Source organism: Leisingera sp. MMG026 (assembly GCF_021654205.1).
Taxonomy (GTDB): domain Bacteria; phylum Pseudomonadota; class Alphaproteobacteria; order Rhodobacterales; family Rhodobacteraceae; genus Leisingera.
Genome location: NZ_JAKFZM010000016.1, coordinates 64,373 through 86,436 on the forward strand (window position 1 = coordinate 64,373; position 22,064 = coordinate 86,436).

General features: G+C 62.4%; 19 protein-coding genes and 1 tRNA gene. 11 read left to right on the forward strand and 9 right to left on the reverse strand.

Features of this window, described 5'->3' with window-relative positions; all coding sequences use genetic code 11:
* The first annotated feature begins 88 nt into the window (after window positions 1-88).
* The 3 genes from L1069_RS10835 to L1069_RS10845 all read left to right on the forward strand — a co-directional run bounded on the left by L1069_RS10835 (window position 89) and on the right by L1069_RS10845 (window position 2,313).
* Window positions 89-544, forward strand: a complete 456-nt coding sequence (locus L1069_RS10835) for an Lrp/AsnC family transcriptional regulator (protein ID WP_129371683.1) — start codon at window positions 89-91, stop codon at window positions 542-544.
* Window positions 541-999, forward strand: a complete 459-nt coding sequence (locus L1069_RS10840; protein ID WP_129371682.1) for an Lrp/AsnC family transcriptional regulator — start codon at window positions 541-543, stop codon at window positions 997-999. The genes L1069_RS10835 and L1069_RS10840 overlap by 4 nt, the downstream gene beginning before the upstream one ends.
* Before the next feature lie 189 nt (window positions 1,000-1,188).
* Window positions 1,189-2,313: an aminotransferase class V-fold PLP-dependent enzyme gene (locus tag L1069_RS10845; RefSeq protein WP_237455675.1), complete on the forward strand. Its 1,125-nt coding sequence runs from the start codon at window positions 1,189-1,191 to the stop codon at window positions 2,311-2,313.
* On the opposite strand, the gene L1069_RS10850 is transcribed toward L1069_RS10845, so the two are convergent.
* From L1069_RS10850 to L1069_RS10865, 4 genes are all read right to left on the reverse strand, one after another.
* Window positions 2,310-3,014, reverse strand: a complete 705-nt coding sequence (locus tag L1069_RS10850) for a M50 family metallopeptidase (RefSeq protein WP_129371680.1) — start codon at window positions 3,012-3,014, stop codon at window positions 2,310-2,312. The genes L1069_RS10845 and L1069_RS10850 overlap by 4 nt on opposite strands.
* A gap of 15 nt (window positions 3,015-3,029) precedes the next feature.
* Complete coding sequence (locus L1069_RS10855; RefSeq protein WP_237455676.1) at window positions 3,030-4,226, reverse strand: UbiH/UbiF family hydroxylase; 1,197 nt, start codon at window positions 4,224-4,226, stop codon at window positions 3,030-3,032.
* Between the two features lie 79 nt (window positions 4,227-4,305).
* Window positions 4,306-4,554, reverse strand: a complete 249-nt coding sequence (locus L1069_RS10860; RefSeq protein WP_237455677.1) for a hypothetical protein — start codon at window positions 4,552-4,554, stop codon at window positions 4,306-4,308.
* A gap of 163 nt (window positions 4,555-4,717) precedes the next feature.
* Window positions 4,718-5,362, reverse strand: a complete 645-nt coding sequence (locus L1069_RS10865; protein WP_129371677.1) for a pyrimidine 5'-nucleotidase — start codon at window positions 5,360-5,362, stop codon at window positions 4,718-4,720.
* A 142-nt stretch (window positions 5,363-5,504) separates the two neighbouring features.
* Here L1069_RS10865 and L1069_RS10870 point away from each other — a divergent pair, with 142 nt between their 5' ends.
* On the forward strand, window positions 5,505-6,149 hold the full coding sequence (locus L1069_RS10870) for a GntR family transcriptional regulator (protein WP_027259808.1): 645 nt from the start codon (window positions 5,505-5,507) through the stop codon (window positions 6,147-6,149).
* Here the strand turns inward: L1069_RS10870 and L1069_RS10875 are convergent.
* Window positions 6,109-8,043, reverse strand: a complete 1,935-nt coding sequence (locus L1069_RS10875) for a glycosyltransferase (protein WP_237455678.1) — start codon at window positions 8,041-8,043, stop codon at window positions 6,109-6,111. The genes L1069_RS10870 and L1069_RS10875 overlap by 41 nt on opposite strands.
* 109 nt (window positions 8,044-8,152) lie before the next feature.
* Entirely contained in the window at window positions 8,153-9,313 is a 1,161-nt protein-coding gene (gene carA, locus L1069_RS10880; RefSeq protein WP_237455679.1) for a glutamine-hydrolyzing carbamoyl-phosphate synthase small subunit, read from the reverse strand.
* 179 nt (window positions 9,314-9,492) lie between these two features.
* Here carA and L1069_RS10885 point away from each other — a divergent pair, with 179 nt between their 5' ends.
* Entirely contained in the window at window positions 9,493-9,966 is a 474-nt protein-coding gene (locus L1069_RS10885) for a GatB/YqeY domain-containing protein (RefSeq protein WP_129371674.1), read from the forward strand.
* Window positions 9,967-10,060: 94 nt separating this feature from the next.
* On the opposite strand, the gene L1069_RS10890 is transcribed toward L1069_RS10885, so the two are convergent.
* Both L1069_RS10890 and L1069_RS10895 read right to left on the reverse strand, forming a co-directional pair.
* Window positions 10,061-10,543: a DUF2244 domain-containing protein gene (locus L1069_RS10890; RefSeq protein WP_129372939.1), complete on the reverse strand. Its 483-nt coding sequence runs from the start codon at window positions 10,541-10,543 to the stop codon at window positions 10,061-10,063.
* Window positions 10,544-10,697: 154 nt separating this feature from the next.
* Entirely contained in the window at window positions 10,698-12,371 is a 1,674-nt protein-coding gene (locus L1069_RS10895) for a cytochrome c oxidase subunit 1 (protein WP_134829306.1), read from the reverse strand.
* Window positions 12,372-12,607: 236 nt separating this feature from the next.
* Between L1069_RS10895 and L1069_RS10900 the strand changes: the two genes are divergently transcribed.
* Window positions 12,608-13,033 carry an HIT family protein gene (locus L1069_RS10900; RefSeq protein ID WP_237455680.1) on the forward strand — a complete coding sequence of 142 codons (426 nt, stop codon included), beginning with the start codon at window positions 12,608-12,610 and terminating at the stop codon, window positions 13,031-13,033.
* Window positions 13,034-13,387: 354 nt separating this feature from the next.
* Complete coding sequence (locus tag L1069_RS10905) at window positions 13,388-15,082, forward strand: alpha/beta fold hydrolase (protein ID WP_237455681.1); 1,695 nt, start codon at window positions 13,388-13,390, stop codon at window positions 15,080-15,082.
* Here the strand turns inward: L1069_RS10905 and lipB are convergent.
* On the reverse strand, window positions 15,079-15,789 hold the full coding sequence (gene lipB, locus L1069_RS10910; protein WP_343328056.1) for a lipoyl(octanoyl) transferase LipB: 711 nt from the start codon (window positions 15,787-15,789) through the stop codon (window positions 15,079-15,081). The genes L1069_RS10905 and lipB overlap by 4 nt on opposite strands.
* A gap of 68 nt (window positions 15,790-15,857) precedes the next feature.
* Between lipB and L1069_RS10915 the strand changes: the two genes are divergently transcribed.
* The 4 genes from L1069_RS10915 to L1069_RS10930 all read left to right on the forward strand — a co-directional run bounded on the left by L1069_RS10915 (window position 15,858) and on the right by L1069_RS10930 (window position 22,020).
* Window positions 15,858-17,468 carry a peptidoglycan-binding domain-containing protein gene (locus L1069_RS10915; RefSeq protein ID WP_237455683.1) on the forward strand — a complete coding sequence of 537 codons (1,611 nt, stop codon included), beginning with the start codon at window positions 15,858-15,860 and terminating at the stop codon, window positions 17,466-17,468.
* Between the two features lie 208 nt (window positions 17,469-17,676).
* Complete coding sequence (locus L1069_RS10920; RefSeq protein WP_237455684.1) at window positions 17,677-19,275, forward strand: caspase family protein; 1,599 nt, start codon at window positions 17,677-17,679, stop codon at window positions 19,273-19,275.
* 170 nt (window positions 19,276-19,445) lie between these two features.
* Window positions 19,446-19,532: transfer RNA gene (locus tag L1069_RS10925), tRNA-Leu, on the forward strand.
* A 244-nt stretch (window positions 19,533-19,776) separates the two neighbouring features.
* Window positions 19,777-22,020 carry a glycosyltransferase family 2 protein gene (locus L1069_RS10930; RefSeq protein ID WP_237455685.1) on the forward strand — a complete coding sequence of 748 codons (2,244 nt, stop codon included), beginning with the start codon at window positions 19,777-19,779 and terminating at the stop codon, window positions 22,018-22,020.
* The last annotated feature ends 44 nt before the right edge of the window (window positions 22,021-22,064 follow it).

The following is a 22,064-nucleotide window of genomic DNA, read 5'->3' on the forward strand; positions in this document are numbered from 1 at the left end:
TGGGTGGCGAACGCGATTGCTGTTGTACATGAATTTCGCATTTTCTTTGCAGTAGTCATTCGCTGCTTTGCCTGATAGTGAAGAAATCATGCTTGATGACCTCGACCGGCGCATTCTGCGCTATATGCAAAGCGACCCGGAGCAATCGATTCCGGATCTGGCCGAACGGCTGGGCCTCACGGCCTCGCGCCTGTCGCGGCGGCTGGAGAAGCTTCGTGAGGCACGCGTGATCCTGGGCCAGCGTGCGGTGATCGACTGGCGCGCCCTGGGGTATGAGGTCGAGGTGTCGCTGCGGGTGACGCTGGACAAGACCAATCCGCGCGCCTTTGATGAATTCATTGAATCCGCCCGCGGCATTGCTGAGGTGATCGAGATCCAGACCTTCCTTGGCCAGGTCGATGTGCGGCTTTCGGTGATTGCGCGCGACATGCCGCATTACCAGCAGATTTACCGGGCCGCCATTCTGAACCTGCCGCACATCACCGATATCGAGGCGCTGATGCATGTGGCGCGGATCAAGTCGGATGAGGTGCTGCCGGTATGAGCGCGCTGGATGATCTGGATTTTGCCATTCTGCGGGCGCTGTCTGAGGATGCGACCCTGTCGGCAGGCGCGCTGGGGCGGCAGCTGGGCCTCAGCCAGCCTGCCACCTGGCGGCGGATCAAGCGGCTGCAGGAGGCGGGGATCATCGCGGGCCGCAAGCTGGATCTCGATAAGGAGAAGCTGGGGTTCGGCGTCACCGTTTTTCTGGGGGTGAAGCTTGCCACCAAGGGCCGGGTCAGCCTGGAGGATTTCGAACGCGCGGTTTCCGCCATTCCCGAAGTGCAGACGGTGGAGCATGTACTGGGCATGTATGACTACCGCCTGCGGGTGACAGCGCGGGACATCTCGGATTTCGAACGCGTGCTGCGCCGCCGGGTGATGACCCTGCCGGGAGTGGGCAATGTCGAGGCCAACGTGCTGCTGAGTGAGGAGCGCAGGCCGGGGCCGCTGGGCTGACACTTGTTTCCAATGGGAAACCGTCTTGGCGCAAATCCGGGTGGTTTTTGTCGTGACTGAGCTGTCTTTTTGCCAAGCTGCCGTCAGTATCCCCCTCCGGAGAACGGCCCGCGCTGTATGCCAAGGTAGGCTTTGCCAAATCCATCGGCACCGGCTAGCCGTTTCATTAGGAATACTAGGGAGGCCCAGATGGCACTGCTCGATACCGTGGACCCGCAGGGTCTGGATGAATTTTCAGTGGTTTTCACCGACCGCTCGCTCAATCACATGTCCAAGACCTTCCAGCAGGTGATGCTGGACATCAACGGGATGCTGAAAGAGGTCTATAACGCCGATGCCGTGGCGCTGGTGCCGGGCGGCGGCACCTATGCGATGGAAGCCGTGGCGCGCCAGTTTGCCCGCGGTGCAAACGCGCTGGTGGTGCGCAATGGCTGGTTCTCCTACCGCTGGAGCCAGATATTCGAGGCCGGCGGCTTTACTGCGTCCTCGACCGTGATGAAGGCGCGCCGCACCGGCAATGAGAGCGCCTCGCCGTTTGAGCCTGCACCGATTGCGGATGTGGTGGCTGCAATCAGGGAGCAGAAACCGGATATCGTCTTTGCCCCGCACGTGGAAACCGCCGCGGGTGTGATCCTGCCCGATGACTATGTGACCGCCATGGCGGCCGCTGCGCATGAGGTTGGCGCGCTGGTGGTGCTCGATTGCATTGCCTCGGGCTGTGCTTGGGTCGACATGAAGGCAACCGGTGTGGACGTGTTGATCTCCGCGCCGCAGAAGGGCTGGAGCGCCTCGCCCTCTGCCGGGCTGGTGATGTTCTCGGAACGCGCGCTGGCGCGGCTGGAGGAGACCGCTTCGGACAGCTTTGCCCTGAACCTGAAACAGTGGCGCACCATCATGAAGGCCTATGAGGACGGCGGCCACGCCTATCATGCCACCATGCCGACCGATGCGCTGAAGGCGTTCCGCGATACCATGCTGGAGACCAAGGAATACGGGTTCGACCGCCTGCGCGACGCGCAATGGGCGCTGGGCAATGGCGTGCGGGCGCTGCTGAAGGACAAGGGCATCACCTCGGTTGCCGCTGACGGTTTTGGCGCGCCGGGCGTGGTGGTGAGCTATACCAGCGATCCGGAGGTGCAGAACGGTAAGAAGTTTCTGGCGCTGGGCACTCAGATTGCCGCGGGCGTGCCGTTGCAGTGCGATGAGCCTTCGGATTTCCGCACCTTCCGGCTGGGGCTGTTCGGCCTCGACAAGCTGTACGGCGTGGATGCCACCATTGCGCGGCTGCAAACGGTCGTGGATCAGGTGCTTTAACGAAGAAACCGGATTGGGCTGCGCAAGGGAATATTGCTTGTGCGGCCCAGCCCATGGCGCAGGGTGAGGCAGATCACGCCAAGGCTGATTGCCAGCCAAACCCCGCCCCACAGCATGGCGGTGCCGCCGAATTCCTCTGCCATCATCCGCGCGTCGGAGCGCAGGTAAGAGCGCGCAATCGTGTCGTCCCAGATGTCGAGCGGCGCATAGATCATGCTGCTGATGCCGATCACCCGCAGGATCATGTCGTTGATGTTGAGGCTGAGGTAGCGCGAAGCCGCCAGCATCAGTGCGCCGGTTGCGAGGGTGAAGCCAAGTGCAAACAGATCCCGGACATAGAAGACCGCTACAGCCAGCGTGAAGGCGCCGAAGAGGGCAAGAACTTTCCTGTCCCAGTCGGTGCGAAGGGCGATCACAAACAGGGCGGCGCCAGTCAGCAGCGATCCCGTGTAGCCTGCGGACAGCGTCAGGAACCGGCTGCCGCCACGCGAGACAACCATTCCACCCTCATACGGGTCGATGGTAAGGCTGACCACATCACCGCCGGTGAGCAGGGTGGCGGCTGCGTGCGACAGCTCGTGCAGAAATACGGTCAGAATGCGCAAGGGCAGCAGCGCCGGGGTTTGCCAAAGGGCGGCAATTGCCAGCGCCAGACAAAGGAGCTGCCAGTGGCCTTTGAGGAAACGTCCGGCAGCCCGCATGTTACTTGACGCCTATCATTTAACACCAAGTCCCATTTGCATCAGCGTCTTGCGCACCGGCGCCAGCGAATAAAGCGCGTTGAGGCCAAAGGCGCGCAGGTCACGCAAGGGGCGCGGAGCCAGCATGGAGGTGCGATTGAGCAGGTCGATGCCTTTCACCCTCAGCAGGATCTCGCTGTGGCGGGCCTTGTGATAGGCCGCCAGCATCTGCGCATCCCCCAGACCTTCGGGGCGGGCCTCGGCCAGCTCCAGCAAGCTGCGCAGATCACCCAAGGACATATTGAGGCCTTGCGCGCCGATTGGCGGCACCACATGGGCGGCTTCGGCCATCAGTGCCAGCCGTTCGCCATTCAGCCGCTCTGCCGACTGGCTGATGATCGGCCAAATGGTGCGGCGCGAGGCCAGTTTCAGATCACCGAACAATCCGCAGCTGCGTGTCGTCATCGCGGCCTCAAAGGCGGCGGGTTCCAGGTTCAAGAGTTCCTGCGCCTTGGGGCCGCGCTCCATCCAGACAATGGCTGAAGACGGCTGGCCCTGGTAGTCGGGCAACGGTACCAGGGTGAAGGGCCCGCCGGAGCGGTGGATCTCGGTTGAGACATTTTCATGCGGCACCGGGTGGGTGACGGCAAAGGCCAGCGCCTTTTGCCCGTAGCGGGTTGTCTTGACCGGAATGCCCGCCGCCTCGCGCATCGGCGAGTTGCGGCCGTCGCAAGCCACCACCAGTTTCGCGGTCACCTGGCTGCCATCGCTGAGGCTGACGCGCGCCTCATCGGTGCGGGTGAACAGGGCGGTGGTGGCGGTGCCGAACCGCAGATCCACATTGGGCAGTTCCGCCAGCCGGGCAATCATCTCGCGCCGCAACAGCCAGTTGGGCAGGTTCCAGCCAAATGGCTGGCCGGAGATATCGGCGGCGTTGAAATCCTTGACCACCCGCGGCTCGGGGCGGGCACCGCCGGCATCGACGATGCGCATCACCTGCAACGGCGCGGCGTGGTCCGCCAGCCGCGCCCAGATCCCGCAGCGCTCCAGCAGTGCCTGGGCGGGTTGCAGAAACGCGGTGGTGCGCAGGTCGGAGCCTTCGGCGTCACGCTCTGTCACCGGCGGGGCGGGATCGGCGCAAATCACGCTGAAGCCGCTGGAGGCAAAAGCGGCGGCGGCGGTCAGACCCGCAATGCCGCCGCCGGAAATCAGGATATCGCAGGTATTGGCCATCGTCTCAGCCCTCCGTTCTGCCGCCAGAAATAGGCCCGGACAGCGGGGGAAGACAAGCCGATAGCGGTAGATAGGGCGCTTAGCCGCGGGTGATCGAGATCAGCAGCGTGAACACCACCGGCACCATGCAGACCGCCGGGATGTAGAGGCCGGGAATGCCGAACAGCAGGATCGAACAGCCCCAAAGGCTGACCAGCGTTGCAATGGCGTAATAGAGGTTTTCATCCGGGCCGTAAGCGACCTCTTTGATCATCCGTCCCAGCAGCGGCACGGCAAACAGCATGCGCTGCATCAGGGTCAGGCGTTCGGGAAGGGCATATGCGCTCATCGGTCGGGCTCCAAGCATTCGGGTTCGGGGCGCATATAGGGAGGAAAACATGCGGCAAACAGGTATATTTTGCCGCAGTTGCAAAGATTTGCCGGTGTGCAGTTGTACACATCCCTGAAGGCGGCAAAAGACGTCTGAATGCGCCGCCTGCAAAGACGGGAACTCAGGTCAGAGCAGCCAGAAAACCCGTCAAATCTTCCGAATGATGATGAATGTGCGCGGCCCTGACCGGTTCCGGCGCCACATGCACCGTGCGCATTCCCATCTGATGCGGGGCGGCAAGGTTGCGGGCGTCATCCTCGAACATTGCCGCTTGTTCCGGGGTTACGCCGGCGCGGGCAAAGACCCGGTCAAAGGCGCGCCGCTCCGGCTTGGGGTGGTAGTCCGCGTGTTCCACGCCATAGACGCCGTCAAACAGCCCCGACAGCCCGCGTGCGGCCAGCACCCGCTCTGCATAAGGGGCAGTGCCATTGGTATAGACGAACTTCCGGCCAGGCAGATTGCGGATGTTCGCCGCCAGGCCAGCGTCCTTTTCAAGAGGCTCCATCGAGATGTCATGCACCGCAACCAGATAGGGTTCCGGGTCCAGATCATGCTCGCGCATCAGCCCGGCCAATGTGGTGCCGTGTTCGCGCCAGTAATGGCTGCGCAGGTGGTCGGCCTTGGCCTTGTCCACGCCAAGGGCTGCCATCACATAGGCCGTCATCTTGACCTCAATCTGGTCAAACAGCCGTGCCGACGGCGGATACAGGGTGTTGTCGAGGTCGAACACCCATTGGGTGACATGGGAAAAGGAGTGCTTGGGCATGGTGCCGGATTAGGGGGCGGATGCCGCTATTGCAATCAAAAGCGCATTTTGACTGCGGGTTTTCAGCGCTTTAGCGCCATCAGGGTTGATTGCTGCCCCTTGCGCTGTAGAGATTGGCCAACTGAAAAAGACAGGAAGACCCATGAGCCAGAGCCGCAGCAACCAGAAAGATGCCTATGCGCTGATCCTCGAGGCGATCGACGTTGGCGTTTACAAGCCCGGCGACCGGCTGGTGGAGAGCGATCTAGCCGAACGCTTTGGCGTCTCGCGCACTCCGATCCGCGAGGCGCTGCAGCGTCTGGAGACGCAGTCGCTGCTGGAGCGCGACGGGCGGTCGCTGATTGTCGCCTCGCTTGACCACAATCAGATGGCCGAACTGTATGTGGTCCGGCGCGAGCTGGAAGGGCTGGCAGCACAGCTGGCGGCGCGCCATGCTACCGAAGAAGAGATTAAGGTGCTGAAGGAAATGGTCGAGGCCGATGATCAGCTGATCGGCGATCCGTCGGCGCTGTCCAAGGCCAACCGCCGGTTCCATGAACAGATCCATTTGGCGTCGCACAATCGCTATCTGGTGCAGCAGCTGGACCTGGTGCACCGGACCATGGCGCTGATGGCGACCACATCGCTGGCCGCCGAAGGGCGCAGCGAGATTGCCCAGTCCGAGCACAAGGGTATTGTTGATGCGATCGGCCGCCGCGATGAGGCGGCGGCGGGTGAAGCGCTGAAGGAACATATCTCGATCGCCTTCATGACCCGGCTGAAGCAGGACGCCAGCGGGCGGGGATAAACCGCCAGAGCCGAAGCCATGCACCGCGGCATTTGGATGCGGGTTTGATGCCGTGCGCCGTCTTGTCCCAGAAAAACGGCCGGACAAGCAGCTCACGCGTGGCTTTGGTGACAGCAATGGCGCCCATCGGATAGTAGAGGATCATCGCCGGCGCCCAGGCCGCCAGCCTGGGCCGACCCATGGCAAAGGCGGCGGTGACGCTGATGACCAGTCCCAGCAACTCGAAAAACACCAGCGCCGCGGCCGCCAGCGACAGCAGCAGCGGCGAAGCCGTGCCGGCGCTGGGGTGCGGCAGGCCAAGCGCTATCAGCCAGAACGACCACAAAACCGGCGCAAACAGGAACTGCCCGATGGTGCCCAGGAAGAACGCCTGAAAACCCAGGAACCGTTTCCAGCCAAGGTCACCCAGCAGCCGCAGCGGCTGGCGCATATGCACCAGATAGGTCACCATGAACCCTTTCAGCCAGCGCGAGCGCTGCTTAACCCAGGGCCAGGGACGGCAGTTGGCTTCCTCAAAAGTGGTGCTGGGCAGCATTCCGGTGCGGTAGCCGGCGCGGTAGAGGCGGACACCCAGATCCGCATCCTCGGTGACGTTATGGGCATCCCAGCCGCCCAGTTCCTCCAGCACCTTGCGGCGGATGAACATTGTCGTGCCGCCCAGCGGCACCACCAAGCCAAGCCGGGAAATTCCGTGCAGAACGATGCGGAACCAGCTGGCGTACTCCAGCGTGAAGCAGCGGGAGATCCAATTGGTGGCGGGGTTGTAGTAGTCAAGAACACCTTGAAAACAGGCCGTGTTTCTGTCGGCGCGGGCAAAGGCCTGCGCCACCTGATCCAGCTGATCCGCCTGCGGCGCATCCTCGGCGTCCCAGACACCGATGATGTCGCCACGGCAGAAATTCAACGCATAGTTCAGCGCCCGCGGCTTGGTGGTCAGCCCGCCAAAGGCCGGAACCTCAACCACCCGGATCCAAGGCGGTAGGCGGGTGCCTGCAAGGGCTGCCCGGGTGACGGCGTCATGTTCCTCCAGCACCAGGATCACATCGGTCAGGGCCGGCGGGTAGCTGAGCTTGCGGATGCGGGCAAGCAGTGCACGGCTGATCTCGGCCTCCTGGTAAAGCGGCACCAGGATCGAGATGACGGGCCGGTTGCCCAAGCCGGTTTGACAGGCCAGGGGCATCTGCGCCGGAGGCCGGCAGCGGGTCCGGCCGGACCAATAGGCTGCAAGCCCGCAAAGCTTCAGCATGGTGAACAACAGCACCGACAGCAGCGCCAGCAGGCTAAGAGCGGTGAAGACCGCCGCAGGGGCGGTCCAGCTAAGGTAAAGCGCGGGCAGGGCACAGACTGTCAGCAGTGCGCGGCCCCGTGCAGGCTGCAAGCTGCGGCAGCTTTGCCGCGGAGCCACGCTGCAGCAGGCCTGGCGCACCAGGGCGGGGCTGAAATGCGCGGTCAGCAAAGCGGTGATCTGCGCTTCGCAGGCCAGCACTGGCGTGATGCAGCCAAAACTGTCCTGCAGTTCGCCGCGCAGCATCTCGAATTGGTCCGGGTGGGCAATGGCAACGGTGACGGTTTGGCCGAATTGCATCCACGGAAGCGCAGAGTGGCGCAGCCAGAACTGGGCGGGTTTGCGGGCCAGCAGCCGGGGATTGACAACCTGGCCGCTGAGGTCGGCGCGCTGCATCCGGTATTGCCGGGCCAGCGTGTCCTGGACCTGGTCTTCACTGGCCAGCCCCTCGGCCACCAGCACACGCCCAAGGGCGGCCTTCTGGTGCTGGCGCAGCACCAGCGCCTTCATCATGCCGCGGCCATTTACCGGCGGCGGCAGCCCCGGAGAATACTCCCCGGCGGGCCGCGGCGGGCGGAACTGCCGCAGCGGCTGAGACACAAAACCCATCGCCCCCCCGTAACAAAAACACCTGAGGGCTTCAGGCTGGCGGCGGGGGTTTAAGAATTGGTAAATGCAGTGTTAACCATGCCGTCCGGCAGCATGGTTAACAGCTTTTTTACGCAGATTTGCGTGCGGCCATGGCCTCGGCAAAGCGTTCGAACAGATAAAAGCTGTCCTGCGGGCCGGGGCTGGCCTCGGGGTGGTGCTGCACCGAATAGACCGGGCGGCCGGAAATGCGGATACCGCAGTTGGAGCCGTCAAACAGCGAAACATGGGTTTCTTCCACGCCTTCCGGCAGGGTTTGCGCGTCCACCGCAAAGCCGTGGTTCATCGAGGTGATCTCAACCTTGCCGGTGGAATGCTCCTTGACCGGATGGTTGGCGCCATGGTGGCCGTGGTTCATCTTGATGGTGTTGGCTCCCAGTGCCAGTGCCAGCATCTGGTGGCCCAGGCAGATGCCGAAAACCGGCAATTCTGTCTTCAGGACGTCCTTGATCATCGGCACCGCATATTCACCTGTCGCGGCGGGGTCGCCAGGGCCGTTGGACAGGAACACCCCGTCGGGATTATGCGCCAGTACCTCCTCGGCGGTGGCGGTGGCGGGCAGCACTGTAACGTCGCATCCCGCGCTGGCCAGGCAGCGCAGGATGTTGCGCTTGGCGCCATAGTCGATGGCCACAACCTTATGCGCGGGCGCTTCCTGGCGGGCATAGCCGTCCGGCCAGGCCCAGCGCATTTCGTCCCAGCGGTAGCTTTGCGCGCAGGAGACGTCTTTGGCCAGATCGAGGCCGACAAGACCCGGCCAGTCACGCGCCTTGGCAACCAGCGCTTCGACATCGAAGTTGCCGTCGGGGTCATGTGCCAGTGCCACATGCGGCGCGCCCTGCTGGCGGATCGCGCGGGTCAGGCGGCGGGTGTCGATGCCGCCAATTGCGATGCGGCCGGTGCGGGTCAGCCAGGATTTCAGCTCTTCGGTGGCGCGCCAGTTGGAAGCCAGGGTCGGATCCCACTTCACCACCATGCCGGCCGCGACGGGGTCACCGGTCTCGTCATCCTCAGGCGTCACGCCGGTGTTGCCGATATGCGGGAATGTGAAGGTGACGATCTGGCCGGCGTAGGAAGGATCGGTCATGATCTCCTGATAGCCGGTCATTGCGGTGTTGAAGCAGAGCTCGGCCACGGTGTCGCCGGTGGCGCCGAAACCGGTGCCGTAAAAGACGGTGCCATCGGCGAGCGCCAGGCATGCGGTGGGCTTGGACGGGGCGGAAGCGGCCATTGCGCGAGTCTCCATGCGGTGAAATTCATCGGCTTGTAAGGGGAGCGCCCAAGCGGGTCAAGCCTGCAGCGGCGGGCAGGCAGACGCAGGTTCAGGAATAGGAAATTTATAGTAAACTTGCACAGCGGGTGCAGAATGGATAACCATCGGTGTCCGGCAACCATGGGATGCTTACTACGATGGATACGCGCACACAGGTCAATCAGGCCTTGAAGCAAGCGATGAAAGACAAGGCGGCGGAGCGGCTGTGTACGCTGCGGCTGATCAACGCGGCAATCAAGGACCGGGAAATCGCCGCCCGCGCCGATGGTGAAGAGGGCGGTATCGGGGAAGGGGAAATCCTTGCCATCCTGGGAAAGATGACCAAGCAGCGCAACGAAAGCGCACGCGCCTATGAAGAAGGCGGGCGGCTGGATCTTGCGGAGCGGGAACTGGGCGAAATCGCCATCATCGAGGAGTTCCTGCCGCAGCAGCTGAGCGACGAGGAAGCCGGCGAGGCGATCACTGCGGCGGTGGCGGAAACCGGCGCCGAATCGATTCGCGACATGGGCAAGGTGATGGGGGCGCTGAAGGCGAAATACACCGGCCAGATGGATTTCGGCAAAGCCGGGCCCCTGGTCAAGGACCAGCTTTGCAGCAAAGGCGACTGCTGATAGAAAGGCACGCTGGCGCGCGCTGCCTCCGGCGGGAGTATTTTTGCAAAGATGAAACGGGCAGGTCCGCGTTGCGGGCCTTTTGCTTTTCCGGTCAATGCGAAAAAGCAGACTTGAGGTCGCCATAAAGCGCGACCCGTTCGTCTTCAGACAGGAAGGCGCCGATCTCCACTTCGCGGCCGCCGCCCTGCAGGGTGACATAATGCGGCACCGGGCCGTCGTGGTCGTGCATCTCGACGCGGGTCCAGTAGCGGTTGCAGCGCCAGTTTTGACGGCCGCCATCGGGATTGATCCGCTCCAGATGGGCCTCTTCTTTTCCGATGGTCAGCACCTCCAGGATCTGGTGGTCATGGCGGCTGCGGTCCAGCGCCCATTTCATGCCGAACAGGGCCAGCAGCAGGAACGGCAGCAGCCCCCACAGCAGGAAAGATCCCAGGACAGGGATCAGCGGCACGCAGATCAGTGCCGCTGTCAAGCCAAGGAACCGCACATAGCCCTGCGGTGGCAGCGATTGATGCGGCCAAAGGTGCAGCTCGCGTTCGGCGTCTTGCTGCGGTCGGGTCCAGTTGTAGGGCATCTGTTCAACGCCTGCTGCGCAAAGTGGGTTCTTCATAAATGATGTGCCGGAAAGTCCGGATTTCCACTGCGGGTTATTACCGCGGGGCGCGCGCATGAAAAAGGCCCCGGAGCATCTGCGCCGGGGCCTTTTTTGATGTCAGTGTCGCAGCCGCTTAGTGCGAATGCGAGCGGTCCCAGTCTTCCTGCTTGGGCAGGATTTCAAAGGTATGCTCGGGCGGCGGGCATGGCAGGGTCCACTCCAGGGTATCCGCGTATTCGTTCCAGTAGTTGTTCTGGGTGATGCGGGCGCCGCGCAGCAGCGAATAGATCACCACGCCGAAGAACAGCAGGAAGGATGCAAAGGACAGGAACGCGCCATAGGATGAGATCTTGTTCCAGTAGGCGAAGCCTTCCGGATAGTCGATGTACCGGCGCGGCATGCCCTGGCGGCCCAGGAAGTGCTGCGGGAAAAACGTCAGGTTGGCGCCGATGAAGAACATCCAGAAGTGGATCTGGGCGCCCAGCTCGTTGTACTGACGGCCGGTCATCTTGCCGAAGTAGAAGTAGATGCCCGAGAAGATCGCAAAGACAGCGCCCAAGCTCATCACGTAGTGGAAGTGCGCAACCACATAATAGGTGTCGTGATAGGCGCGGTCCACAGAGGCCTGCGACAGCACCACACCGGTCACACCGCCGACGGTGAACAGGAACAGGAAGCCGAAAGCAAACATCATCGGAGCTTTGAATTCGATCGAGCCGCCCCACATTGTGGCGATCCAGCTGAACACCTTAACCCCGGTCGGAACCGCGATGACCATTGTGGCCAGCATGAAGTAGGCCTGCTGGTTCAGCGACATGCCGACGGTGTACATGTGGTGCGCCCAGACAACAAAGCCCAGAACACCGATCGCGATGATCGCCCAGACCATCGGCAGATAGCCGAAGACAGGCTTGCGCGCGAAGGTGGCGATGACGTGGGAGATGATGCCAAAGCCCGGCAGGATCACGATGTAGACTTCCGGGTGGCCGAAGAACCACAGGATGTGCTGGTACAGGATCGGGTCGCCGCCGCCGGCTGCATCAAAGAAGGTGAAGCCGAAGTTGCGGTCCATCAGCAGCATGGTGATGGCGCCGGCCAGAACCGGCAGGGACAGCAGGATCAGCCAGGAGGTGACGAAGATCGACCAGGAGAACAGCGGCACCTTGAACAGGGTCATGCCAGGGGCGCGCATGTTCAGGAAGGTGGTGATCATATTGATCGCACCCAGGATTGAGGACGCGCCCGAGACGTGCACGGCAAAGATCGCCAGATCCATCGAGTAGCCGCCCTCGTTCACCGACAGCGGCGGGTAAAGAACCCAGCCCACGCCGGAGCCCAGCTGGTCATTGCCGCCCGGGGAGACAACCGAGAGGACCGCCAGCGAGGTGCCTGTGACATACATCCAGAAGCTGAGGTTGTTCATCCGCGGGAACGCCATGTCCGGCGCGCCGATCTGCAGCGGCATGAAATAGTTGCCGAAACCGCCGAACAGCGCCGGAATTACCACGAAGAACATCATCAGGATGCCGTGGGCGGTGATCATCACGTTCCAGAGATGGCCGTTCGGGGTGCATTCCGCAGAGGCGTCTGCGAACATGCGCGCGCCCTCCAGGCACATGTATTGAACGCCGGGATCCATCAGTTCCAGCCGCATATAGACGGTGAAGATGACAGAGATAAGACCGGCGAACGCCGAAACGATCAGGTAGAGAATGCCGATGTCTTTATGGTTCGTGCTCATGAACCAGCGGGTGAAGAAACTCCGCTCGTCCTCGTGGCCGTGACCATGAATGGCTGCGTCTGCCATTTAGGTGCCTCCTGCTGCATAACGAAAGGCCCCCGGAGACGGACTCCGGGCGGCCTGGATTCCTTCGGAGTATTAGTGTGGCCCGCCAGAGCCTTCAATGGCGGAGTTTGATCTGGATCAAGATTTATTGCCGCAGGGGCTTGAATGCCAGGCGGGCTGCGGCGCCGCAGGGTGCTTGACCTGGCCGCACGGCACGCGCACAACCGGAACAATGCCAAAATCAGGAGGCCGGACGCATGCCCGCTTATGATCCCGACAATATCTTTGCCAAGCTGCTGCGCGGTGAGATTCCCTCGGCCCGTGTCTATGAAGATGACGATACGCTGGCCTTCATGGATATCATGCCGCGCAGCGACGGGCATCTTCTGGTGATCCCGAAAACCCCGTGCCGCAACCTGCTGGACGCCAGCCCTGCGCAGTTGGCAGCAGTGATGCAGACGGTTCAGAAATTGTCGCATGCGGTGATCAAGGCCTTTGGCGCGGACGGGGTGACCGTGCAGCAGTTCAACGAGGCCGCGGGCGGGCAGGAAGTCTTTCACCTTCATTTGCATGTGCTGCCGCGCAAGGAGGGCGACCGGCTGCGCCCGCCGGGAACGATGGGCGACCAGGCGCTGATCCAGACCCAGGCGGAACAGATCCGCGCAGCACTCGCCGGACATTGATGCCTGCTTGGCGGCAGGACCTTTGAGAAAATGAAATCACCTCTGTAATTAGAGCGGTGATTTCAATGTGAATTTGTGCATTCGAAATAAATGTTGAATTTTAGTTGAATTTGATCATAGCTGTTTCGCAAATTAGTTGTAGGTCAAAGAGGGCGCCCGCGCCCAAGCGTATGGGGACCCAAGAATTGGGTGGTCCGGCACGGTATGCCAGCCCGGATTAGGGCGGCAACAGCCGGGAATTTTCAGTTGCCAGGCTGACAGCCTGAAACATGCGGGCAAAACGCCCGTGCCAGAACGTATGCTTGCAGGGCGCGCCGTCGCATTGACGCGGAAAGCAGTATTGGAGGGAGCGAAGTGACGCTCTTGTGCCGCGCGCAGGCCTTGTCGCAGGACCAGGTTGTTGCCGCAATTTATGAGACGATGATCCGGGCGGAGCAATTCGACCGGTTTTCTGCTGGTCCGCCAACCGGGGGGGACGCCGGAGAGGGCAGTGGACGCTGGCGCGCCTTTGGGCAGCCCAGGCCCGTGCCGGCACTCAAGGCGCATTTCTCGCGGGCGGCCCAGATCCAGGAACAGCAGTGGGAGCGGGCGGGGCGGCCGCACCCCGGAGAATACTCGGGCGAGTGCTGCCGGTTCTGGCTGTTGGCTGGTGGCGGATCCGAGGGACGCCTGCTGAATGCGTCGCAGCGCGCTGCCCGGCAGCTTGTCAGCGGCGGCGATCTTGCCGCAGCCATGGGGCTGACGCGGGCCGCAACAGACCGGTGGAGCATCTTTCTGGAGCAGGTGCGCGAGGGGGAGTTTTCCTGGCAGGACGTTCTGCTTCTCGGCACCGGCCGCCCGGGCGAGCGGTATTTATGCCGCCCTGTCCGGCTGAAGGGGGCAGGCGGCCCTGTCGCAGCCGTCATGGCAGAGCGGCTGGATTGCGAATGGAGCGCAGAGGCCGCAGGCCCCGTGGCGTCTGCTTTCGGACTGCAGAAATCTGATCTTGACCCGCTGAAGGCGGTGATGAGCGGCGCCGGCGGCCGGGTGGCAGCGGAGCTGGAACAGATTGCAGCAAGGGCCGGAGCACCGGGAACAGCCGAGTTGATCCGGCTGGCCGCGTTCCTGATCAACGAGCATGTGCGGGACCTGAAAATTGCCCGGGGTGAGCTGCTGCCGCCCTCTGAGGAGATTGAGGACAGAAGCGGGCGGCGCAGCCAGTTTTTCCGGTTTGGTGCGGAAACCGGACAGCCGGTTATATTTGTGCACGGGGTGCTGGACGGGATCGTGCCGCTGCAGCGCCTGCAGCCGCAGCTTAGGACCCTTGGGTTCCGGGTCTATGCGCCGATGCGCGCGGGCTACGGCGGCTCGGTGCCGCTGCCGCGGGGGCAGGACCCGGCGGATGCCTTTGTGCAACAGCTGGATGCGCTGATCACCCGCGAAAACCTGCAAAGACCGGTATTGCTCAGCCACCGTGGCGGCGCATTGTACGGCTGCGCGGCGGCCAACCGGCTGCACAGCCGGATCTCCGGACTGGTGGCTGTCGCCTCGAATTGTTCAATTACTTCGCCGCGGCAGTTCTCCGGGCTCAGCGGTTATGCCTGGCTGGTGGCCTTTTCCGCTGCCCGTGCCCGCTGGATGCTGCCGGTGCTGATGAAGGCCTGGTCGGGCGCCCTGCGCTGGTACGGGCACAAGGCGCTGCTGAAGTTCCAGACGGTGCGCAACAGCCGGGAAAGGGCCATGCTGGATCAGCTGGGCCTGCTGCCGCTGCTTAAGCAAAGCCAGCTGCTGTTCCGGCAGCAGGGCGGTGCCGGCTTTCTGGCAGATGTGCAAATGATTCGGCAGGGAACGCAGAAGATGGCGCTGACACGGCATACGCGGGCGGTCTTTGTGCATGGCGGCGAGGACCACGTCGCACCGCTTTCCGATATCCGCGATACTTTCGGCGGTCAGCAAAACGCTCAGCTCTGTGTCAGCCAGGAGGCGGGCGCGTTACTGTTCTACACCCTTCCGGAACTGGTGCTGACGGCGCTGCAGGACTGCGTTTCGGCGGCGCAGGGCAAGGGTTAGCCGCCGAACACCTGCTCAAAACTGCGCTTCAGGGCAACGTCCACATCCGCCATGGTGACCGGCAAACCCAGGTCCACCAGGCTGGTCACCCCGTATTCGGTGATGCCGCAGGGCACGATGCCGGTGAAATGCTCCAGCTCCGGCTCCACGTTGATTGAGATGCCGTGGAAGCTGACCCATTTGCGCAGGCGGATGCCGATCGCGGCAATCTTGTCCTCGGCCATGCCGCCCGCAACGGTTTGCGGCTTGTCCGGGCGTTCGACCCAGACGCCGACCCGGCCGTCGCGGATATGGCCCTTAATATTGAACTCATCCAGGGCGGCGATCACCCAGCTTTCCAGCTGCTGCACGAACTGCCGCACGTCGTGGCCGCGCTGGCCCACGTTCAGCATCACATAGACCACCCGCTGGCCCGGCCCATGATAGGTGTATTGGCCGCCCCGTTTGCTGTCATAGACCGGGAAACGGTCCGGATCGGTCAGGTCCTCGCGCTTGGCCGAGGTGCCGGCGGTGTAAAGCGGCGGATGTTCGACCAGCCAGATGCATTCTTCCGCCGTGCCCGCAGCAATCAATGCCGCGCGCTCCTCCATGAAGACAACCGCTTGATCATATTCAACAAGACCGTCCGATGCGATCCATTCAACCATGGTTTCTGCCGTCCTTTTCCGTCCCGCCTTGGAGGCCCGCCGGAAAAGTGATCGTAAAATCCCTAGGTGGCAGCCCTGACTGTGGGGTATCGTGATTCCATTGTTTGTATCTATAGGGGGCGAGTATCATGCTTTCCAAGCCGCTTAAGCCGGCATTGACGGCCGCTTTTCTGGCAACGTCATTCACCAGCCCTGCGACCGCGAGCGATTTGGGCGCCGCAATTGTCGGAGGGGTGATTGGCGGGGTTATCGTCAATGAAGTTCACAGGAATAAACAGCGCCAGCGCCGTGCCACCACCTACCGCCGCGCGCCGGCAAGTTCCGCCACCAGGGCGCAGAACCGTGAAACCCAGGTTGCCTTGAATTACTTCGGTTTCCATTCCGGTACGCCGGATGGGGTGCTGGGCAGGCGGTCCCGCGCGGCCATTTCACAGTATCAGGTTCACATGGGCTATCCGGCCACGGGCTATCTGGCTCCGTATGAACGCAATTTCCTGGTCAGCTCCTACAGCCGGGCGCAAATCGGCGGCCCGCAGGTGATCAAGGCGATGCAAGGCCCCAACGGAGTGCGGGGATTGCTGCACAGCTGGCGGAATGAAGCTGCGGGCGTCAGGACCGCAGGAAGCGGCTACAGCGGCGGCGGCTACGGCGGGTTGCCGTCCGAAGTCAGCCAGGCGGTGGATGAGATCGCCGCCAGCTCCGAGCCGACCGGGGAACAGCTGCTGCAGCGCACCGGCTTCATGCAGCTGGCGGATCTGAACGGCGATGGCCGGAACGATTATGTGCTCGACACTTCGGTCTCCGGCTCCTCCTTCTGGTGCGGTGCCTCGAACTGCTCGGTGATGGTGTTTGCCTCCACCCCGCAGGGTTATCAGCGCAATGACTTCCTGGCGCGCGGCGTGACACCCGCCAGTTTTGCCTGCCATCAGGGCACCTGCAGAATGGCGGATACGGGCGAAACCGCTCCGGTCCAGGCCGCACAGCAAAACCGCAGCACAGTGACAGCCTTTGCCGGGCAGGAAAGCGCCTCGCTGGGCGGCATCACCCTGTTTGACCAGCCGGCGCAAAGCGCGTCGCTCACCAGCTATTGCAGCAAGGTCAGCCTGCTGACCAGCTCCAACGGCGGCTTCATGACGGCGGCAAGTATGACTGATCCGGAGCTGGCGCTGGGTGAGCAGTTCTGCCTTGCCCGCACCTATGCCATCAATGCGGGCGAGACCCGGGCCGGCAAGGTTCAGGGCGTTTCGCAAGCACAGATCGACAGCCAATGCGATGCATTCGGCCCGGCTGTGCAGCCCTTCCTGGCCAAACTGGGAACCGCGGGCAGCGGTGAAGTGATGGGCGATGTGCAGAAGTTCGTGCTGCAATCCGGCATGTCGCTGGAACAGCTGGCCAATACCGCCGGGATCTGCCTGTTCTCCGGCTACCGCCGCGATGACATGGACGTGGCGCTGGGCGCTGCGCTGATCCTGACAGGCACCGGCCAGCGTCCCTATGCTGAGCTGATCGGCCACCATCTGGCTCTGGGTTTTGGCGCGCCGGTCACGGCAGAGCGGGCGCAGGACTGGTACGGCATGGCCGTGATTTCGCTGGAAAGCGGCGCGGCTCCTGTCTTTGCCCCGGGACAGCCTGAGCGGGCAGAGCTAATCAAGACAGCTTCGGCCAAGCTGGCAGGCGGCCGGGTGCAGCCGGTGCAGGCCTCCGGCAGTACGGCCCTGCCGTCGTTCTCCACTGACTGACCGCTGTTTGCCGCAGCTGTTGAATGCAAGTGGCCGGCAGAATTGCCGGCCACTTTTTTGCATAGAATTTCTATACTGCCGGTACCCTGGGGCGTCCTGGCGGTTGTGGCCGGTTTTTTCCATTAAATGCTGGATTTCAGCCTTTGACTCCGCGCGGTCTTGAATGCAATTTATGCAATCAAAAAGTGCATTGTCTTAGGGGGTGTTTATGCGGTTCAAGCTGCTTTCCACATTCATTATCTGTTCTGCGCTGGCAATGACGCCGGCCGCCCGTGTTTCTGCTGATGCGGGTGATTTTGCTGCCGGCGCCATCCTTGGTGGCATCATCGGCGGCGCCCTGTCCAAGAATCAAAGGCGCTCGGGCAGTAAGGCGCCCCGGCGTTCCCGGCTGCCGTCCACTCAGGAAGGCCGCCAAATTCAGGAATCGCTGAACTACTTCGGCTTCCCCGCGGGAGCAGTCGACGGTCAGCTGGGCCGTAAAACGCGCGAGGCGGCTTCCACCTATCAGGCTTATCTCGGGTACCCGGTCACCGGGCAGCTGAATGAGTTCGAGAAAGACCTTCTGATCAGTTCCTTTCAGCGGGCGCAAACCAGCGGTTATCTCGCCAGCCAGCAAGCGATGGCACATCCCGACGGGCCGCGCGGGCTGCTGAAGATCTATTTGGCCGAGCGGATGGCACCGCAGCCACAGCCGCAGCAGCCCTATGGCTTGCCCCAGGCCACCATGGCCGGGAACAGCACCGGCACCTATGGCGTGCCGCAGCAATACGGGCAGAGTGCGCCGCAGCAATACGGCCAGCAGCAGATGGGGTTTGCAGCCACCGCCCAGACATACGGCATTCCGCAGCAGCCTCAGTTTCAGGGCCAGCAAGGGCAGTTCGTGCCGCGGTCACAAGTGCAAGGCCAATTTATGCCGCAAGGCCAGCAGCAGGGGCAGTTCGTGCCGCAGGGGCAGGTAATGGCCGCCGCACAGGGGCAGGCGCTGATCCAGAACGGCGCGGTCGTCCAGGGCAGCGGAACTGCAGCAACCCCGGTTCTGCTGCAGCAAAACGATAGTGCTGCCCCTCTGATCAGCCGCCGCGCATTGGTGATCGGTGTTGACGGCTACCAGAACCTCACCGCCTTGCAAAAGGCGCGCAACGATGCTCTGGCGGTCAGCAATACGCTTGGGGCGCTCGGTTTTGAGGTGACCACGCTGTATGACGCGGGGCGCCGCGACATCAACAGCGCGGTCTCGGCCTTTGCCAATCAGATCAAGCCGGGGGATGAAGTTCTATTTTACTTTGCCGGCCACGGGGTTGAGATCGACGGTCGCAATTACCTGCTGCCTTCTGATGTGCCGATGGTGAATTTTGGCGATGAAAGCTTCCTGACCGGGGAAAGCATTGCCGCTGACCGGGTGCTTGGCACTTTCCAGCGCAAAGGCGCTCGTTCAACCATCATGATCCTGGACGCCTGCCGCAACAATCCCTTCCCGAAGGACGGCCAGCGTTCGGTCGGCGGCACCCGCGGCCTGGTGCGGATGGAGCCGCCGGAGGGCGCCTTTATTCTGTATTCCGCCGGGGCAGGGCAGACCGCGCTGGACCGGTTGTCGGACAATGACGCCAATCCGAATTCGGTATTCACCCGGGCGCTGCTGTCGCGCCTGAACCAGCCGGGCATGACGCTGCACCAGCTGGCCAAACAGGTGCGCCGGGATGTGCAGGATCTGGCCGCCACCGTGAATCACAATCAGTTCCCGGCTTATTATGACCAGATGTCGGGCGAGATGGTGCTGCGCCGCCAGCTGGCAGCCCAGGGCAACTGAGGCTGCTCCCAGGGGTGCTGAGAAACCGGAGGCAGCCGGATACCCGGCTGTTTTCCAACGCTTATGCTGCGTCGCCTGCCGGGGCGTATATTCTGTTCAAAAAAGATGATTTTCAGCTTCACATCGCATCCGGGCTGGTCTATACGCCTCGACACCAAGCCTAAGACAGTGCGGTCGTGGCGGAATTGGTAGACGCGCAGCGTTGAGGTCGCTGTTCCTTAACCGGAGTGGAAGTTCGAGTCTTCTCGACCGCACCAACTTATACCTGAAAATTTATTGAAACGCCGATGCGATTGTGCGTCAGCGATACACGCGCGCCGGTCTGTTGCGGGAATATCAGCTGCCGGACCCTTTGGCGGGTGCTGGCGGCGTTTCCCGGTTCCGGCAGATCTGCGGGCCGGCTATAAACGGCTGCGTTCCTTGTGCTTGGCATTCGGAGCCAACAACGCAAAAACGTGATGCAGCAGTATGTCCAGTTCAGACCCCGGAAATTGCGACGGCATGATCCTTGAACGCGAACTCAGCGCGTTGTCCCTGGCGGGAAAAACCCTGCTGGACGCCGTGGAATTGCGTGCGTCCAATGGACGGGTTGCCCGCCTGTTCTTCAAATCCGGAACCGCGCGGGAAGGGCTGGGTATTGCGTCCCCGGCAGACAAGACAGTTCTGCACAACTATGGCGGCGCGCCGGTTCTGGAGGCTGAGATTCCGGACGGCCCCAGCGTGGTCACGGTTTCTGCTGAAGGGGCGCTTTACAACGTTCCGCTCCACCCGGAGGAGACAGACCTGTTTGCCGGGCTCAATGTACTGGCCGCTGTCCGCAATGGTGAAACGGCCCGAACTGCGGCCGAATGGCTGCGGTTCCATACGGCGCAGCATGGTCTGCAGGGGGCTGTCATCCTCGACCGGGCGCATCCGCAAGACAGCCGCCGTTTTATAGAGGAATTGCAAACGCTTGCTGGCTCCATCAAGGGGCTTGAACGGGTCGTGGTAGTGCATTCCAAACTGCCCCTGGGCAAGGATAATCTGCCGGAGGAGGCGCATCCGTTCAACGTGCCGGGGGCGCCAGGCAAAGACCGGATGGAGATCCCGCCAGCCGATCCCTGGCGGGCACCGCTGGGTGAGTTTCTGATCTATGAGATCCTGCGTGCCCGCTTCTTGGCGCGGGCACGGGCAGTGGCCAACATCGACCTATTCGACCTGCTGGCGCCGGATGAGGGGCCGAATGTCTTTGACCGGGCTGTCGCCGCGCCGACGGGCTGTCTGCGGCTGGGCGGAGTGCAGGCCTATCCATGGCGGGTGCGCAGGGGCGATCAGGCGTCTTTTGCGGATCACATCTGTACGCAGTTTGATGCCACCGGGCTGCGGCCGCGCTGGTGCGTGGCACCGGCCACAGCCGGCGGGAACTGCATTTGGCGGCTGATCCGGGTGGTCGGGACAGAGCCTGATCCGGCGGAAAATCTGCGGTTCTATCGTTGCATGGCCCTGCGGCATCCAACCGACACGGTGTCCAAGATCGTGCCGAAGACCAGCCTGGTGGAAACACCGGAACTGCTGTCGCTGGCCACGGGCTATTTCAACGCCAAGCCCGTGCGTATCCCTCCTGAGGATGCGATTAAGCGGCGTCGTGGAAAGCCCAGGACCGCCATCGTCACCACGATGAAAAACGAAGGTCCGTTCATTCTGGAATGGCTGGCCTACCACCGCGCAATCGGGGTCGATGATTTTCTCGTCTACACCAATGACTGCACCGATGGCACCGATACGATGCTGCAGCTGCTGCAGGACAAGGGCATCGTCCAGCACCGCGAAAACCCGTTCCGCAATACGGATCTGAAGCCGCAGCACGCGGCCTTGCAGGCGGCGGAGGAAGAGCCGGTGATCCGGGACGCAGACTGGCTGGTCTGCATGGATGTGGATGAGTTCATCAACATCAAATGCGGCGATGGCCGGCTGTCCGACCTGTTTCAGGCCGTGGGCAACGCCAATATGATCGCAATGACCTGGCGGCTGTTCGGCAACAATGACGTGCGCGATTTCACCGGCGATCTGATCACCCGGGAATTCACCCGCTGTGCCTTTGAAATGACCCGCAAACCGCACCAGGCTTGGGGTTTCAAAACCCTGTTCCGCAACACCGGTATCTTCAAGAAGCTGGGGGTCCACCGCCCCAAGGGGTTGAAACCGCAGCTGTGGGAGGACATCCGCTGGGTAAACGGCTCCGGCCAGGACATGCCGCGGGAGATGTTCCGCAACGGCTGGCGTTCATCGATGGATACCTATGGCTATGACCTGGTGCAGCTCAATCATTACGCCGTGCGCAGCGCCGAGAGCTTTCTGGTCAAGCGCGACCGCGGCCGGGTGAACCACGTGGACCGCGATCAGGGGCTGTCTTATTGGTTCCGGATGAACAACAACGCCGAGGATGAGAGGTCAATCCAGCGCATGATCCCGGCGCTGGAGGCAGAGATGGCGCGGCTGCTGGCAGACCCGGATATCGCCACGGCACATGAATACGCCAGCCGCAAGCACCGCGAGAAGATTGAGGAGTTGAAACTCCGCGATGACATGCTGGAGCTGTTCCAGGAACTGACCGGCGGTAAGCTGTGCAAGCTGTCTCGGATGCACGCGCATTTCGGCGCCAATGTCTTTCTGAGCGGCCCCGGAGTTATCCCTGACGAGATCGCCGAAAAGGAGCCGGGCAGCGATTTCTGGTTCACGGTAGAGCGGGGCGAAACCAACCATTGATCCCGGTGGTCTGCACATTGACAGGACTCCGGGCCGCGGGCTAA

What these genes read in the sequence shown, in the direction of transcription:
- L1069_RS10845 (WP_237455675.1), top strand. Translation starts at nt 1,189, where the DNA reads ATGGCACTGCTCGATACCGTGGACCCGCAGGGTCTGGATGAATTTTCA.
- L1069_RS10835 (WP_129371683.1), top strand. Translation starts at nt 89, where the DNA reads ATGCTTGATGACCTCGACCGGCGCATTCTGCGCTATATGCAAAGCGAC.
- L1069_RS10885 (WP_129371674.1), top strand. Translation starts at nt 9,493, where the DNA reads ATGGATACGCGCACACAGGTCAATCAGGCCTTGAAGCAAGCGATGAAA.
- L1069_RS10855 (WP_237455676.1), bottom strand. Translation starts at nt 4,226, where the DNA reads ATGGCCAATACCTGCGATATCCTGATTTCCGGCGGCGGCATTGCGGGT.
- L1069_RS10930 (WP_237455685.1), top strand. Translation starts at nt 19,777, where the DNA reads ATGATCCTTGAACGCGAACTCAGCGCGTTGTCCCTGGCGGGAAAAACC.
- L1069_RS10890 (WP_129372939.1), bottom strand. Translation starts at nt 10,543, where the DNA reads ATGCCCTACAACTGGACCCGACCGCAGCAAGACGCCGAACGCGAGCTG.
- L1069_RS10860 (WP_237455677.1), bottom strand. Translation starts at nt 4,554, where the DNA reads ATGAGCGCATATGCCCTTCCCGAACGCCTGACCCTGATGCAGCGCATG.
- L1069_RS10895 (WP_134829306.1), bottom strand. Translation starts at nt 12,371, where the DNA reads ATGGCAGACGCAGCCATTCATGGTCACGGCCACGAGGACGAGCGGAGT.
- L1069_RS10840 (WP_129371682.1), top strand. Translation starts at nt 541, where the DNA reads ATGAGCGCGCTGGATGATCTGGATTTTGCCATTCTGCGGGCGCTGTCT.
- L1069_RS10900 (WP_237455680.1), top strand. Translation starts at nt 12,608, where the DNA reads ATGCCCGCTTATGATCCCGACAATATCTTTGCCAAGCTGCTGCGCGGT.
- L1069_RS10850 (WP_129371680.1), bottom strand. Translation starts at nt 3,014, where the DNA reads ATGCGGGCTGCCGGACGTTTCCTCAAAGGCCACTGGCAGCTCCTTTGT.
- L1069_RS10865 (WP_129371677.1), bottom strand. Translation starts at nt 5,362, where the DNA reads ATGCCCAAGCACTCCTTTTCCCATGTCACCCAATGGGTGTTCGACCTC.
- L1069_RS10875 (WP_237455678.1), bottom strand. Translation starts at nt 8,043, where the DNA reads ATGGGTTTTGTGTCTCAGCCGCTGCGGCAGTTCCGCCCGCCGCGGCCC.
- L1069_RS10870 (WP_027259808.1), top strand. Translation starts at nt 5,505, where the DNA reads ATGAGCCAGAGCCGCAGCAACCAGAAAGATGCCTATGCGCTGATCCTC.
- carA (WP_237455679.1), bottom strand. Translation starts at nt 9,313, where the DNA reads ATGGCCGCTTCCGCCCCGTCCAAGCCCACCGCATGCCTGGCGCTCGCC.
- L1069_RS10915 (WP_237455683.1), top strand. Translation starts at nt 15,858, where the DNA reads ATGCTTTCCAAGCCGCTTAAGCCGGCATTGACGGCCGCTTTTCTGGCA.
- L1069_RS10920 (WP_237455684.1), top strand. Translation starts at nt 17,677, where the DNA reads ATGCGGTTCAAGCTGCTTTCCACATTCATTATCTGTTCTGCGCTGGCA.